13 protein-coding genes are annotated in these 14,669 nt (G+C 54.1%); 4 read left to right on the top strand and 9 right to left on the bottom strand.

Going from position 1 to position 14,669, the window contains the following annotated elements:
* Positions 1–114 precede the first annotated feature (114 nt).
* Positions 115–1,368, bottom strand: coding sequence for a glutamate-5-semialdehyde dehydrogenase (proA, locus tag M1D91_RS04415; RefSeq protein WP_437433153.1), 1,254 nt, complete (start codon positions 1,366–1,368; stop codon positions 115–117).
* An 11-nt stretch (positions 1,369–1,379) separates the two neighbouring features.
* Positions 1,380–2,483: a glutamate 5-kinase gene (gene proB, locus M1D91_RS04410; protein ID WP_437433154.1), complete on the bottom strand. Its 1,104-nt coding sequence runs from the start codon at positions 2,481–2,483 to the stop codon at positions 1,380–1,382.
* A 298-nt stretch (positions 2,484–2,781) separates the two neighbouring features.
* Between proB and M1D91_RS04405 the strand changes: the two genes are divergently transcribed.
* A complete protein-coding gene (locus M1D91_RS04405) occupies positions 2,782–3,855 on the top strand; it encodes a porin (RefSeq protein ID WP_437433155.1) in 1,074 nt (357 codons plus the stop codon).
* Positions 3,856–3,925: 70 nt separating this feature from the next.
* Here the strand turns inward: M1D91_RS04405 and crl are convergent, their stop codons facing one another.
* The 3 genes from crl to gpt form a co-directional block, all read right to left on the bottom strand.
* On the bottom strand, positions 3,926–4,324 hold the full coding sequence (crl, locus tag M1D91_RS04400; protein ID WP_437433156.1) for a sigma factor-binding protein Crl: 399 nt from the start codon (positions 4,322–4,324) through the stop codon (positions 3,926–3,928).
* Positions 4,325–4,381: 57 nt separating this feature from the next.
* Positions 4,382–5,626 (bottom strand): esterase FrsA, encoded by a 1,245-nt coding sequence (frsA, locus tag M1D91_RS04395; protein ID WP_437433157.1) that lies wholly within the window; start codon positions 5,624–5,626, stop codon positions 4,382–4,384.
* 105 nt (positions 5,627–5,731) lie between these two features.
* On the bottom strand, positions 5,732–6,190 hold the full coding sequence (gene gpt / locus M1D91_RS04390) for a xanthine phosphoribosyltransferase (RefSeq protein ID WP_437433158.1): 459 nt from the start codon (positions 6,188–6,190) through the stop codon (positions 5,732–5,734).
* A 258-nt stretch (positions 6,191–6,448) separates the two neighbouring features.
* Here gpt and pepD point away from each other — a divergent pair, with 258 nt between their 5' ends.
* The gene (gene pepD / locus M1D91_RS04385; protein ID WP_437433159.1) at positions 6,449–7,906 is read left to right on the top strand and encodes a cytosol nonspecific dipeptidase; all 1,458 of its coding nucleotides are present in this window, start codon (positions 6,449–6,451) and stop codon (positions 7,904–7,906) included.
* A 78-nt stretch (positions 7,907–7,984) separates the two neighbouring features.
* On the opposite strand, the gene M1D91_RS04380 is transcribed toward pepD, so the two are convergent.
* Both M1D91_RS04380 and dinB read right to left on the bottom strand, forming a co-directional pair.
* On the bottom strand, positions 7,985–8,446 hold the full coding sequence (locus M1D91_RS04380; protein ID WP_437433160.1) for a GNAT family N-acetyltransferase: 462 nt from the start codon (positions 8,444–8,446) through the stop codon (positions 7,985–7,987).
* 2 nt (positions 8,447–8,448) lie between these two features.
* On the bottom strand, positions 8,449–9,504 hold the full coding sequence (dinB, locus tag M1D91_RS04375) for a DNA polymerase IV (protein ID WP_437433161.1): 1,056 nt from the start codon (positions 9,502–9,504) through the stop codon (positions 8,449–8,451).
* Positions 9,505–9,807: 303 nt separating this feature from the next.
* Between dinB and dpaA the strand changes: the two genes are divergently transcribed.
* Positions 9,808–10,545 (top strand): peptidoglycan meso-diaminopimelic acid protein amidase, encoded by a 738-nt coding sequence (gene dpaA, locus M1D91_RS04370; RefSeq protein WP_437433162.1) that lies wholly within the window; start codon positions 9,808–9,810, stop codon positions 10,543–10,545.
* Here dpaA and M1D91_RS04365 read toward each other — a convergent pair.
* Positions 10,516–11,283: a class II glutamine amidotransferase gene (locus M1D91_RS04365; protein WP_437433163.1), complete on the bottom strand. Its 768-nt coding sequence runs from the start codon at positions 11,281–11,283 to the stop codon at positions 10,516–10,518. The genes dpaA and M1D91_RS04365 overlap by 30 nt on opposite strands.
* A 100-nt stretch (positions 11,284–11,383) precedes the next feature.
* Positions 11,384–11,965: a D-sedoheptulose 7-phosphate isomerase gene (gene lpcA, locus M1D91_RS04360; RefSeq protein ID WP_437433164.1), complete on the bottom strand. Its 582-nt coding sequence runs from the start codon at positions 11,963–11,965 to the stop codon at positions 11,384–11,386.
* Positions 11,966–12,211: 246 nt separating this feature from the next.
* On the opposite strand from lpcA, the gene fadE reads away from it, so the two are divergent.
* The gene (fadE, locus tag M1D91_RS04355) at positions 12,212–14,656 is read left to right on the top strand and encodes an acyl-CoA dehydrogenase FadE (protein ID WP_437433165.1); all 2,445 of its coding nucleotides are present in this window, start codon (positions 12,212–12,214) and stop codon (positions 14,654–14,656) included.
* The last annotated feature ends 13 nt before the right edge of the window (positions 14,657–14,669 follow it).

Here is a 14,669-nt window from a genome sequence, read left to right as displayed (position 1 = left end):
TGAGAGGGGCGGATTCACGATAGTGAACCACGGGGCAAAAGAGTAGATCCAACAGAGTGATGCGTCAATGCCCTTGCGAATCAAATGGCTACTTTTGCATCACCCTGCGGTTATTCAGGCACGAATAGTATCATCGCCAAAGCCAATCCACTTATAGGTGGTCAGCGCTTCAAGCCCCATCGGGCCGCGGGCGTGCAGCTTCTGGGTGCTGACCGCCACTTCTGCGCCAAGGCCAAACTGACCGCCGTCGGTAAAGCGCGTGGAGGCATTAACGTACACAGCGGATGAGTCCACTTCATTAATAAAGCGGTTTGCATTGCTGAGGGTACGCGTGAGGATGGCGTCAGAGTGCTGGGTACCGTGCTCGCGGATGTGCGCGATAGCATCGTCCAGATCGGCCACCATTTTCACATTGAGATCAAGCGACAGAAACTCATCGTCATACTCCTCCGCTTTAACTGGCACAACCGAAGCCGGGCCGGACTGGAGTACTCTGAGCGACGGCGCATCCGCATGCAGCGTCACGCCGCTTTGCGCCATCTGCGCGCTCAGTGCAGGCAGGAAACTTTCTGCGATGCTCTGATGCACCAACAAGGTTTCAACCGTGTTACAGGTGCTTGGGCGCTGCGTCTTGGCGTTAACGATAATCTTCAGCGCCGGGGTTATCTCAGCGGAATCATCGACGAAGATATGGCATACGCCGATACCGCCGGTTATAACCGGAATGGTGGACTGTTCGCGACACAGCTTATGCAAACCTGCCCCGCCACGCGGAATGAGCATGTCGATGTATTTATCCATGCGCAGCATTTCATTGACCAGCGCGCGATCCGGGCTCTCAATGGCCTGCACCGCACCGGCTGGCAGACCGCACTCTTCCAGCGCCTGCTGAATCACGTTAACCGTCGCGGCGTTGGTCCGCCAGGTCTCCTTCCCGCCGCGAAGAATCGCTGCGTTGCCCGTTTTCAGGCACAACGAAGCGACATCTACGGTCACGTTCGGGCGCGCTTCATAAATCACACCGATTACGCCGAGCGGCACACGGCGACGTTCAATGCGCAGGCCGCTGTCCAGCAGGCCACCATCGATAACCTGCCCTACCGGGTCGGCCAGACTACAGACCTGTCGCACGTCGTCGGCAATCGCTTTCAAACGGGCGGGGGTCAACGCCAGACGATCAAGCATTGCATCGCTCAGGCCATTACGACGAGCCTCCAGCACGTCCTGCTCGTTTGCGAGCAGGATCTCTTCGGTCCTCGCCTCAAGATAGTCAGCCATCTTTTCCAGCGCGCGGTTTTTTTCGCGGCTGGAAAGCAGCGCCAGTTTGTACGACGCGGCTTTGGCAGCCATGCCCATTTGTTCCAGCATACTTCTGCTCCTTAACGGATGATCATGTCATCACGATGCACAGCGACCGGCCCGTACTCATAGCCGAGGATGGAATCAATTTGCTGTGAGTGATGACCGGCAATACGGCGCAATGCGTCACTGTTATAACGGGTGACGCCGTGAGCGATATCACGGCCTTCGAGGTTACGGATACGAATCACTTCACCACGGGAGAAGTTACCTGTCACGCTTTTAATCCCTTTAGGAAGCAATGAACTCCCCCGCTCCAGGATGGCCGCGGTAGCTCCCTCATCCACGCTTATCTCGCCCGCAGGGGGCGCGCCAAAGATCCAGCGTTTACGGTTCTCAAGAGGAGAGGCCTGAGGATGAAAACGGGTCCCGACCGGTGTACCTTCCATCACATCGCCAATCACGCCCGGTTTGCTGCCTGCTGCAATCACCGTTTCGATGCCCGCGCGGCAGGCAACATCGGCAGCCTGTAGCTTAGTGCCCATACCCCCGGTGCCAAGGCCCGAAACGCTGTCCCCTGCGATTGCACGCAGCGCATCGTCGATGCCATAGACGTCTTTGATGAGTTCAGCTTCCGGGTGGTTACGCGGATCGGCGGTAAAGAGACCTTGCTGATCGGTCAGTAATAAGAGCTTATCGGCTCCGGCCAGAATAGCCGCCAGCGCGGAAAGATTGTCGTTATCGCCAACTTTGATTTCAGCCGTAGCAACAGCATCGTTTTCATTTATTACAGGAACAATATTGTTATCGAGCAGTGCCCGCAGGGTGTCACGGGCGTTGAGGAAACGTTCCCGGTCTTCCATGTCTGCGCGGGTTAGCAGCATTTGCCCAATATGGATGCCGTAAATAGAGAAAAGCTGTTCCCAGAGTTGAATCAGGCGGCTTTGGCCCACGGCAGCCAGCAGCTGTTTGGAGGCAATAGTGGCGGGCAGTTCCGGGTAACCCAGGTGCTCACGCCCGGCGGCAATGGCGCCAGAGGTAACGATAACAATGCGGTGCCCTGCGGCGTGTTGTTGCGCGCACTGGCGCACCAGTTCAACGATGTGGGCGCGGTTCAGGCGGCGTGAGCCCCCGGTTAACACACTGGTGCCTAGTTTCACCACCAGCGTCTGGCTGTCACTCATGTTTCTCTGCCGTTCAACGTGTAAGAAAAAAAGGAAACAGCCTTTGTAACAGGATCGGCAGCAACTTCCAACTGTGACTTTTCACAACATAAGAATTTCCTTGAGGCCAATCAGAAAGTTTACTTACAAAACTTGACGTTTTTATTACAGACCAGATAAAACACGGTTTCTAAAAAATAAATAAGAATTGTCATAAATCTTTAATTCACAGACGTTAAAAACTCACCTGAATTTTTCAAGTGAGCGGCGACGCTCGGTGAATCGAAGCGCGTTAATTAAAAATAAATCAGGAAACATAATGAAAAAAACTACTTTGGCATTAATGATGATTGGCGTTGGCGTTGTTTCTGCATCTTCACAAGCCGCGGAAATCTACAACAAGAACGGTAACAAACTGGATCTGTACGGCAAAATCAAAGCTCAACACTACATGAGCGACGATGCTTCTCAGAACGGTGACAAAACCTATGCGCGTCTGGGTTTCAAAGGCGAAACGCAGATCAACGATCAAATGACCGGTTTCGGTCGTTGGGAAACGGAATTCGCCGGCAATGCGGACGAAAGCAACTCCACTCAGAAAACCCGTCTGGCCTTTGCTGGTCTGAAGGTGAAAACGCTGGGTTCAGTCGATTACGGTCGTAACCTGGGTATTCTGTACGACGCAGCTGCGGTCACCGATATGTTCCCTGAATTCGGCGGCGATTCACTGACCCGTACCGACAACTTCATGACCAAACGTACCACTGGCGTTGCAACCTACCGTAACACCGACTTCTTCGGCGCAGTTGACGGCCTGAACCTTGGCCTGCAGTACCAGGGTAAAAACGAATCTGGTCGTTCTGCCTCCAAACAGAATGGCGACGGCTTCGGTGGTTCTCTGTCTTACAACTTCGGCGGCAGCCCGTTCACCGTAGTGGGTGCCTACGCGAAGTCTGACCGTACCATTGCTCAGGAAGCGCAGCAGTTTGCCTTCGGCAGCGAAAATGCGGAAGCATGGGCCACTGGCGTGAAGTTTGACTCAAATGGCGTGTACCTGGCTGCCATGTACGGCGTATCGAAAAACATGACCCCGATTGGAAGCCGCGGTTTTGCTAACACTGCTGACAACTTTGAAGCGGTTGCGCAGTATCAGTTCGACTTCGGTCTGCGTCCGTCCGTGGGCTACGTACAGACCAAAGGCCACGACATCGAAGGTTACGGCGACCAGGATCTGGTTAAGTACATCGATGTGGGCGCAACTTACTACTTCAACAAAAACTTCTCCGCAATGGTTGATTACAAAATTAACCAGATCGACGAAGATGCCTTCACCCGTCTGGTTGGTATCAGCACCGACGACGTGGTTGCAGTGGGCGTGACTTACCAGTTCTAAGTCAGGCTGGCATAAAAAAACGCCCTTCATCTCTGAAGGGCGTTTTGCTTTTATCCGGCTCTGGAACAGATCAGGCGCTGAGTTTAACGTCGTCAGCAAAGTTCTCCGCAGGCTCCAGTTTCAGTTCAAGCGTCGCCAGCATGTCGCGTGCCCGACCATGAAAATCTCGCAGCGTTTTTTCAAGCCTTTCGGTGACTTCTGAATCTTTAATCGTGGTGGGTTTCCATTCCCCTTCTTTATCAAACAGCCCGAAATGGTAGCTGTAAGTAAAGCGGTCCTCCTGCGCTTCCATCTCCATCCACCAGCCCCAGAACTCGCGTTTTTCAGGTGCTGGCTTTACATTGACGCATACGGCCAGGCAATCGAAAAAAAAGCGATTATCGACACACTGCTCTTCCCGAATATAGGGGCCAAGCGCGGTAAACTTCTTTATGAGTCTGCTCTTCGGATGTCCACTCGGTAACGTCATTGCGATCTCCTTTTATGATGCAACTGTTTTACCAAACAAATAGAAATTAGCAATCTATTAACGTAATCGATTACTGATCCACCCCGTGATATCGCAAAGGGCCTTATCAAAATTGCGATAAACCGGTTTAAACGGGATCTCCAGCAGCTTACCGTCTGCAGATGACGAGGTGATTAAACGTGACTCCTCTTCCGGGCTAAAAGGATCGTCTTTCCAGTAACCTGAGAGCATCGGCGTCGGGCATCGGCGGCCCAGCAGACCCTGCGTTTTCAGGGAGTAGCGATTCAATTCAATATAGAGAGCCTCGTCGGACGCATCATGCATGCCAAGGCGGCTGGCGAGTACATCCATATACATCTCCGGGATCCGCCCCAGCAGTTGAGGGTTAGCCATCAGCGCATGGACAACCGGCCCCAGACAAGCCACGGCCTTCAGCCGGGGCGACTCAAGGTAGCCCAGTCGAACCGCCACGTTTGCGCCAAAGCGGAAGCCAAACGCGGCAACCCGGGTATGATCGACCCACGGAATATTGGGCAGCGCTTGTAACACATGCTGATGCAGCAGGCTGGAGTCCTGCGTCAGCTTCCACCTGGATGAGAAGCCAACAGAGGGCATATCCAGCGTCAGCATCGCCATGCCCTGCGGGGCAAAATAGCGCTCATACAAGGTGTAATAATCGCTCTGCAGATGATCCAGACCGCCGCACATTAAGATGGTCGGGAACGGCCCGTCGCCCTCAGGCATATGCAAAAAACCTGTCACCGGTGAACCGCCAGGGATAGCAAACTCCATTTCGCGCATTTTACCCGGCAGGCGTTGCGCCGCCTCTTCATAGGCTCGATTCGCCAGCGCCTGCGCCTGATCGGCCAACGCATCGCCTTTGATGTGCGGGTAGGCGGCAATGCTGTAAAGGTTGGAAGCATGCAGCCAGTGGCGACCGCTCAGGGTCGTATCCTGCTCCTGATTTGCCTTCTGCTGCCAGAGCATCGCCTGAGTTGACCACTCGTAAATCCAGTTTCCACCCCGATACCCCACTACCGTGTCGTAAAGATCCGGCCTGGTACGCTCGGCGTCACTCATCACGATGCGGGATTGCACGTCCATGATTTCGCGCGGGTCCACACCGCGCCAGACCCACATCAAACGGTTGAGCATCCGGTACCACTGCGGGGCATTACTGCCATCCAGGGCGGAGTCGATGTGAGGTTGTGTGCCCCGGTTAAACCGACGCACCAGAGTTGAGGTTTCCGGGTGCTTAAACCGGGGTTTAAATAAGGTTTCGCTGAGGTTAGCTTGTGCCATTTACGCAGCCTCCATGAGTACGTCACTGAGACTATTGTAACCCGCTTAGCGCTAAAATGAACAACGCCCGGCAAAGCCAGGCGTTGGAGGAGTGCAACGGTGTGATTAACGTGAGGAGATCGGCGGTACGAAGACCACGCCCATATCCCACGGCTGCTCAATCCAGGTATCCTGAGGAATATCAATCACATAATCATCAACCAGCGGACGACCTGCAGGTTTCGCGAAAATGGTCACGAAATGGGCTTTTGGGTACATTTCGCGGATGGCAACCGCAGTACCACCGGTATCTACCAGATCGTCGATGACGATAAAGCCTTCACCATCACCTTCTGCGCGTTTAAGAATTTTCATCTCACGCTGATTGTCGTGGTCATAGCTGGAGATGCAAACGGTATCAACATGACGAATACCCAGTTCGCGGGCCAGTAACGCCCCCGGAACCAGACCGCCACGGCTAACGGCGATAATGCCTTTCCACTGCTCAGACGGCATAAGGCGGTTTGCCAGTTTACGTGCATGAATCTGCAACATGTCCCAGGTGACGACGTATTTTTCGCTCATGTGAAGTGTCCCAGCCTGTGTATCTACGGCTTAAAAAGTGTTCTACGGGGAAATAGGTTGCGCGAGATTATAGAGATCTGACGCGCTAAAAACCAGTGCTACCCGGCATCAATAGGGCTTTTTACGCGACGCGTACTAACAGGAGGGGAATTAAGTGGTATTCTCAGGACCATCTCGCAAGCCTGTCTTGTGATGTCCGTTTATTTAACCCAATGGCCTGCAACGTCTGTTTCGCAGGCCTATCGAAGGAGACTCATCGTGTCTGAATTGTCTCAACTGTCGCCACAGCCGTTGTGGGATATTTTTGCCAAAATCTGTTCCATCCCCCACCCCTCTTACCATGAAGAGCAGCTTGCTGAGCATGTGATGAGCTGGGCGAAAGAAAAAGGCTTGCATGCAGAGCGCGATCAGGTCGGCAATATTTTGCTGCGCAAACCGGCCACCGCAGGGATGGAAAACCGTAAACCAGTGGTACTGCAGGCCCACCTCGATATGGTGCCGCAGAAAAACAACGACACCGAACACGACTTCACCAAAGATCCGATTCAGCCATACATTGATGGCGAGTGGGTAAAAGCCCGCGGCACCACGCTGGGCGCGGATAACGGCATCGGTATGGCCTCCGCACTGGCGGTCCTGGCGGACGACAGCGTCGAGCACGGCCCGCTGGAAGTGCTGCTGACAATGACCGAAGAAGCCGGAATGGACGGTGCGTTCGGGCTGCAGGCAAACTGGCTGCAGGCCGACATTCTTATCAACACCGACTCCGAAGAAGAAGGCGAAATCTATATGGGTTGCGCCGGTGGTATTGATTTCATTACCACCCTGCCGCTCTCTCGCGAAGCGATTGCTGCTGGCTCCCGGACGTTCAAACTGACGCTAAAAGGGCTCAAAGGCGGCCACTCCGGTGGGGATATCCACTTAGGTCTAGGCAATGCGAATAAGCTGCTGGCCCGTTTCCTGGTCGGTCATGCTGCAGAACTGAATCTGCAACTGGTGGACTTCAACGGCGGCACCCTGCGTAACGCCATCCCCCGTGAGGCCTTCGCCACCGTCGCCGTTCCGGCGGATAAAGCCGAACAGCTGCAAACGCTGGCGGCAACCTATCAGGGCATCCTGAAAAACGAACTGGAAATCAAAGAGAAGAATCTGGTGGTTCTGCTTGATACCGTCACCACGGATAAACAGGCGTTGACCCCGGCCTCCCGTGACGCATTCATTCAGCTACTGAACGCCACGCCAAACGGTGTTATCCGTAATTCAGACGTGGCGAAAGGCGTGGTGGAAACCTCCCTGAACGTCGGCGTGGTCACCATGCAGAATGAGAGCGTCGAAATCATCTGCCTCATCCGCTCCCTTATCGACAGCGGCAAAGATTACGTGGTGAGCATGCTGGAGTCCCTGGGGCATCTGGCGGGGGCGAAAACCGCACCGAAAGGCGGCTATCCTGGCTGGCAGCCGGACGCAAACTCCCCGGTCATGCATCTGGTGCGTGAGACCTATCAGCGTCTGTTTAACAAGACGCCGAACATCCAGATTATCCACGCCGGTCTGGAGTGTGGTTTGTTTAAAAAACCCTATCCGAACATGGACATGGTCTCTATTGGGCCAACCATCACCGGTCCGCACTCCCCGGATGAGCAGGTTCATATTGAGAGCGTTGGCCAGTACTGGACGCTGCTGACCGAGCTGCTGAAAGCCATTCCCGCGAAGTAATGCGCTAAAAAGCCGGAGGGCGTTTGCTTATCCGGCCTGCGATTTCTGCTTCAGACCTGAGCCGGATAAGTCGTCTATTCACGCGACATCCGGCTTTTTTTGTCGCGCCATATGATAATTCACGAACCGCACTCCGCGTGTCTCAACCGATTGTTGCTGCAAAACCTGAAACCCATAACGCTCAAAAAAAGGCTTCGCGGTAATACTGGCATCGACGGTGATCATTCCGTCAGGAAGCAGAACAATGAGTGCATCCAACAACGCACTGGCGACCCCCTGATGAGTAAATTCCGGCGAGACAAAAAGTAAGTCAATATAACGTTCAATAGCGGTAATAAAGCCCACCGGGCGATGGTCTGATACCGCCACACGCACCGTAGAATGCGTTAATTTTTCCTGCCAGCGTGACGCATCTATCTGCGCCCAGGCGGCAATCTGGCGCGGCGAATAATCGCGGCTGGCTGTTTCAGTGACCGCCCGCAGAAATATTTCGCACAGGTCGTCAAAATCCCTTTCTTGATAAGTTCTTATTTCCAGCATGATTATAATCCCAGTACCAGCTGTCGCTCCATTTGCGGATCAAGCAAGGTCACGTGCAGGCCTACCAGCCGCACGCCGCGACCACTGCGGCGTTCATCCCAGGCTTTACGCGCCGTCGCCAGCAAATCCTCTTTGTTAAGACGCGGCCAGATGTGCTCCTGTGTGGTGAGCTGAAAATCGGCAAATTTCAGTTTCACCCCCTGCCTGGCGATCAGCAGGTCGGGTTTCACTTTTAACAGACGGCGCTCCAGTTCAGCATAAAGATTCTCGATAATGGCTTCGCACTCTTCCCACTGGTAAATATCGTCCAGTAAGGTGCGTTCAACGCCGACGGACTTACGTAGCCGCTCGCTGCTGATCTGCCGGTCATCAATGCCCTGGCTTCGCTCCCACAATACCCGACCGAATTTCCCAAACCGTTTAAGCAGCATCGCCAGATCGCTGTTTTGCACATCTTCGCAGGTACGCAACCCTAACGTTTCCAGTTTTGCCGCTGACACCTTGCCCACGCCGGGAATTTTACTCAGTGGCAGCGTGCGTAAAAATGCCGGTACGTCGGCCGGGGTAATGACATATTGCCCGTTCGGTTTATTTAAATCAGAGGCAATCTTCGCCAGGAACTTTATCGGGGCGATACCCGCTGAAGCGGTAAGCTGCGTCTCGCGAAAAATGGTTTCGCGGATCTCCTGAGCCATTAATGTCGCGGACCCGTGGCAGTGCGGGCTGTCGGTCACATCAAGGTAGGCTTCGTCAAGGGACAGAGGTTCAATCAGGGAGGTGTAACGCGAAAAGATGTCACGAATTTGGTTTGAGGCCTCTTTGTAGGCATCAAAGCGACCGGGTAACAGGGTGAGATGCGGGCAGAGTTTTAGTGCCATAGCGGTTGGCATGGCGCTGCGTACACCAAATTTCCGTGCCGGGTAGTTGGCCGTACTGATCACACCGCGCTTAACCCGACTGCCGCCGATGGCGATCGGAATATCCCGCAGAGCAGGATTGTCTCGCATCTCCACCGCCGCAAAAAAGCAGTCCATATCGACATGTATGATCTTACGCATAAGCTCACCCTTTCCAACACTGGATAAGTATACAGCATATTAATCAGAAACGAGAAGTTACCGAAAAAACTGCCGCGTTCACCTCTGTATGCCCCGGCATGTTGTAATTGAAGGGGTTTTTATCTGACAATAATTCAGCGGGGCAGCGGGGAAAAAAAAGCAATGTAAAAACTCCACTTTCCGGCTTGCGAAAAACTACCGTGATGCTAATGTGAGCGCGCCCGAAGCAGATAAATCTGATTTCCGGGTCTCTTTTTGCCGTCCTGGCAATGTGGTATCCGCTATATCAAGGAAACAAGCAGTATGCGCAAAATCGCATTATTTATTGCGATGCTTCTGATTCCGTGCGTCTCGTTTGCCGGTTTATCCAGCAACAGTTCAACAACGCCGATCAGCAAAGAATACAAGCAGCAGTTGATGGGGTCGCCGGTTTATATCCAGATCTTCAAAGAAGAGCGTACCCTTGATCTTTACGTCAAAATGGGCGAGCAGTACCAGCTTCTGAGTAGCTATAAAATTTGCAATTATTCCGGCGGCCTGGGTCCGAAGCAGCGTCAGGGTGATTTCAAAAGTCCGGAAGGGTTTTATTCCGTTCAGCGTAGCCAGCTCAAGCCGGACAGCCGTTTCTATAAAGCCATCAACATTGGCTTTCCGAACGCCTATGACCGTGCCCATGGTTATGAAGGTAAGTACCTGATGATCCACGGTGCATGTGTGTCTATCGGTTGTTACGCGATGACGGACTCACAAATCGACGAGATCTTCCAGTTCGTGACTGCGGCACTGGTATTTGGTCAGCCAACGGTCCAGTTAAGCATTTACCCGTTCCGTATGACTGATGCGAATATGCAGCGCCACAAATATTCGACTTTTGCCAAATTCTGGCAGCAGCTCAAACCGGGATATGACTTCTTCGAACAGACGCGCAAGCCGCCGGTAGTTTCGGTGGTAGACGGGAACTATGTGGTCAGCAAGCCGCTGAGCCACGAAGTGGTTCACCCGCAGCTGGCGTCAAACTATACGCTCCCCGAGGCAAAATAACGCCCATTCACCTGGCATGATCTTGTGCCAGGTTTCATTGCCTGTCAGCGGTTGCGTGGCAATCACGGTGACCACATCGTTCGGTGTGGTTTCCCGCTGAAAATCAATTTCAATATCCTGGTCCAGCAGCGTCGCCACGCCAAAGGGGGCGCGTCGGGTGATCCAGAACAGGTTGGTTGAGCAGAACGCCATGACGTAGCGCCCATCCGACAACAGCATATTGAACACCCCCTTCTCACGCAGCTCTGTCGCCAGCGTCGCAATGTATTTAAACACCGCTTCCATATTGCCAGGCGTGCGTGGGTAACGGGTCGTCAGCTTATCCAGCAGCCAGCAGAACGCCTTTTCACTGTCGGTCTCGCCAATCGGGCGGAAATTGCCGGTCTGCAGACTCTTATAGCCCGTCAATTGCCCGTTATGGGCATAAGTCCAGTTGCGGCCCCACAGCTCACGGGTAAAGGGATGGGTATTTTCCAGCGCCACTTCGCCGCGGTTCGCCTGACGAATATGGGCTATCACCGAGCAGGATTTTATCGGGTATTCCTGCACAAGGCGCGCAATGGGGGAGTTAAAGCTGGGTTGTGGGTCCTTAAAGGTGCGACAGCCCTTGCCTTCATAAAAGGTGATTCCCCAGCCGTCTTTATGCGGACCGGTGCCGCCACCACGCTGGACCAGACCGGTGAAACTAAAGCAGATATCGGTCGGCACATTGGCGCTCATCCCGAGCAATTCGCACATACATCACCTCCACAAAACATCTCAAAAGCGAGAAGGCGTTATTGTTGCGGCCCGTCTGAACGCGAACGACCGTTGCAAACGGGCAGATAACCTGGCCTTCTCAGGCTTTTTCCATCTCTTTTTCGATAAGCAGGATCAGGATATGAATCACTTTAATGTGAATTTCCTGGATGCGGTCAGCATAACCAAAATGCGGCACACGGATCTCGACATCCGCGCTGCCCGCCATTTTCCCACCGTCTTTCCCGGTCAGGGTGATGACTTTCATGCCCTGCGCGCGCGCCGCGTCAATCGCTTTAATAACGTTGGCCGAATTACCGGAGGTGGAGATCCCAAGCAGCACATCGCCCTGACGACCGACCGCTTCAACATAACGCGAGAAGACGTGATCGTAGCCAAAGTCGTTACTTACGCAGGAGAGATGGCTGACGTCAGAAATGGCGATACCCGGATAGCCAGGACGGTTCTCGCGGTAACGACCGGTTAACTCTTCGGCGAAGTGCATGGCATCGCAGTGTGAACCACCGTTACCACAGGAGAGCACTTTGCCGCCGGCTTTAAAGCTGTCTGCCAGCAGCACCGCCGCACGCTGGATAGCATGAATATTGGCGTCATCTTTGAGGAAGTTAGCCAGCGTCTCGGCGGCTTCGTTTAATTCGTTACGAATCAAATCCTGGTACATGAGGAGATCCTTCAGTAAGCAGTATGAATGTAAATTCTCGAGCGCAGTTTACCGGATAGGATCAGTAGCGAGAAGCTAAAGCCATACTTATCACCCGGTGTTTTCGTTATTCGTGCCACTATTCACCTCAACAATGTGAACCAGGTTGTAATTATTTTGTAAACGCATTGCTAAAAGAAATAACATCCACTAAAACCATATCATCACAAGTGGTCAGACCTCCTACAAGCCAGGGAGCTTTTCTCTATGATGATTTTGAGTCTTCTCGCAACAATCGTTCTGCTCGGGGTGCTGTTTTACCACCGGGTTAATTTGCTGCTCAGCAGCGCAATCCTGCTGGCATGGACTGCCCTTCTCGGTGCGTCCGGCCTGTGGTCAATCTGGGTACTGGTGCCGCTGGCCATTATCCTTGTGCCGTTCAACGTCACTTCAATGCGCAAATCACTGATTTCCTCCCCGGTGTTCCGTGGCTTCCGTAAAGTCATGCCGCCGATGTCCCGCACCGAAAAAGAAGCCATTGATGCGGGCACTACCTGGTGGGAAGGTGACCTGTTCCGTGGTAACCCGGACTGGAAAAAGCTGCATAACTACCCCCAACCGCGCCTCACGGCGGAAGAGCAGGCCTTTATTGATGATCCGGTAGAAGAAGCCTGCCGTATGGCAAATGACTTCCAGATAACCCATGAGATGGCGGATTTGCCACCGGAACTGTGGGCCTTCCTGAAAGAGCATCGCTTCTTCGCGATGATCATCAAAAAAGAGTACGGCGGGCTGGAATTCTCGGCCTATGCCCAGTCTCGCGTACTGCAAAAACTCTCCGGCGTCTCCGGCATTCTGGCTATTACCGTAGGGGTGCCGAACTCTTTAGGGCCGGGCGAACTGCTGCAACACTACGGCACGCAGGAGCAAAAAGATCATTATCTGCCGCGTCTGGCCCGTGGGCAGGAGATCCCCTGCTTCGCGCTGACCAGCCCGGAGGCCGGTTCTGATGCCGGTGCAATCCCGGATACCGGCGTCGTCTGTATGGGCGACTGGCAGGGTGAGCAGGTGCTGGGTATGCGCCTGACCTGGAACAAGCGTTACATTACGCTGGCACCTATCGCGACGGTGCTGGGACTGGCCTTTAAACTTTCCGACCCGGACAAACTGTTGGGCGGTGAGCAAGAGCTCGGCATTACCTGTGCTCTCATCCCTACCAGCACGCCTGGCGTGGAGATCGGTCGTCGTCACTTCCCGCTTAACGTGCCCTTCCAGAACGGCCCGACGCGCGGGCAGGATATCTTCGTGCCGATTGATTACATTATTGGCGGCCCGAAAATGGCCGGTCAGGGCTGGCGTATGCTGGTTGAATGTCTCTCGGTTGGCCGCGGCATTACGCTGCCGTCTAACTCAACAGGCGGCCTGAAATCTGTGGCACTGGGGATTGGTGCTTATGCCCATATCCGCCGTCAGTTCAAAGTGGCTATCGGCAAGATGGAAGGGATTGAAGAGCCGCTGGCGCGCATCGGGGGGAATGCTTATGTCATGGATGCCGCCGCGTCGCTTATCACCTACGGCATTATGCTCGGTGAAAAACCGGCGGTGCTCTCCGCTATCGTGAAGTATCACTGTACCCACCGGGGACAGCAATCCATCATTGATGCGATGGATATCGCAGGCGGGAAAGGCATCATGCTTGGTGAAGGTAACTTCCTTGCGCGTGCCTACCAGGGATCGCCTATCGCCATTACCGTCGAAGGGGCGAACATCCTGACCCGCAGCATGATGATCTTCGGTCAGGGGGCGATTCGTTGCCATCCCTATGTGCTTGAAGAGATGGCTGCCGCACAAACCAACGATGTGAATGCCTTTGATAGGCTGCTGTTTAAACACATTGGTCATGTCGGTAGCAACACCGTGCGCAGCTTCTGGCTGGGCCTGACTCGCGGGCTCTCCAGCGCCACGCCAACCCATGACGCCACCAAACGTTACTATCAGCATCTGAACCGCCTGAGTGCCAACCTGGCGTTGTTGTCTGACGTGTCGATGGCGGTGCTGGGCGGTAGCCTGAAGCGTCGTGAACGCATTTCGGCCCGTCTGGGTGACATTCTGAGCCAGACCTTCCTCGCCTCAGCCGTTCTGAAACGCTATGATGACGAAGGACGCAACGAGATGGATCTGCCGCTGGTGCACTGGGGCGTGCAGGATGCGCTCTATAAAGCTGAACAAGCGATAGATGATCTGCTGGCGAACTTCCCGAACCGCATTGTCGCGGGCCTGCTACGGGCGATGATTTTCCCTACCGGGCGTCACTACCTTGCGCCGTCCGATAATCTGGACCATCAGGTAGCGAAAATTCTGCAAACGCCGTGCGCGACCCGCTCGCGTATTGGTCGCGGTCAGTATCTGGCACCAAGCGAACATAACCCGGTCGGCCTGCTGGAAGAGGCACTGCTGGATGTGATGGCCGCTGACCCGATTCACCAGCGTATCTGTAAAGAGCTGGGGAAAAACCTGCCGTTTACACGTCTCGATGCGCTGGCAAAAGAGGCGCTGGCAGGCGGGCTTATCAATCAGGATGAAGCCGACATTCTGCATAAAGCCGAAATCAGCCGTCTGCGTAGCATCAATGTGGATGATTTTGAGCCGGAGGAGCTGGCCACACGGCCGGTAAAGCCTGCGGAAAACCTGCGTAAGCCACAGGCGGCTTGAAACCGCTGATGAA

It is taken from the genome of Enterobacter sp. SA197, assembly GCF_054131575.1.
This window is presented reverse-complemented; position numbering and strand designations above follow the sequence as displayed.

What these genes read in the sequence shown, in the direction of transcription:
- proA (WP_437433153.1), bottom strand. Translation starts at nt 1,368, where the DNA reads ATGCTGGAACAAATGGGCATGGCTGCCAAAGCCGCGTCGTACAAACTG.
- proB (WP_437433154.1), bottom strand. Translation starts at nt 2,483, where the DNA reads ATGAGTGACAGCCAGACGCTGGTGGTGAAACTAGGCACCAGTGTGTTA.
- M1D91_RS04405 (WP_437433155.1), top strand. Translation starts at nt 2,782, where the DNA reads ATGAAAAAAACTACTTTGGCATTAATGATGATTGGCGTTGGCGTTGTT.
- crl (WP_437433156.1), bottom strand. Translation starts at nt 4,324, where the DNA reads ATGACGTTACCGAGTGGACATCCGAAGAGCAGACTCATAAAGAAGTTT.
- frsA (WP_437433157.1), bottom strand. Translation starts at nt 5,626, where the DNA reads ATGGCACAAGCTAACCTCAGCGAAACCTTATTTAAACCCCGGTTTAAG.
- gpt (WP_437433158.1), bottom strand. Translation starts at nt 6,190, where the DNA reads ATGAGCGAAAAATACGTCGTCACCTGGGACATGTTGCAGATTCATGCA.
- M1D91_RS04380 (WP_437433160.1), bottom strand. Translation starts at nt 8,446, where the DNA reads ATGCTGGAAATAAGAACTTATCAAGAAAGGGATTTTGACGACCTGTGC.
- dinB (WP_437433161.1), bottom strand. Translation starts at nt 9,504, where the DNA reads ATGCGTAAGATCATACATGTCGATATGGACTGCTTTTTTGCGGCGGTG.
- dpaA (WP_437433162.1), top strand. Translation starts at nt 9,808, where the DNA reads ATGCGCAAAATCGCATTATTTATTGCGATGCTTCTGATTCCGTGCGTC.
- M1D91_RS04365 (WP_437433163.1), bottom strand. Translation starts at nt 11,283, where the DNA reads ATGTGCGAATTGCTCGGGATGAGCGCCAATGTGCCGACCGATATCTGC.
- lpcA (WP_437433164.1), bottom strand. Translation starts at nt 11,965, where the DNA reads ATGTACCAGGATTTGATTCGTAACGAATTAAACGAAGCCGCCGAGACG.
- fadE (WP_437433165.1), top strand. Translation starts at nt 12,212, where the DNA reads ATGATGATTTTGAGTCTTCTCGCAACAATCGTTCTGCTCGGGGTGCTG.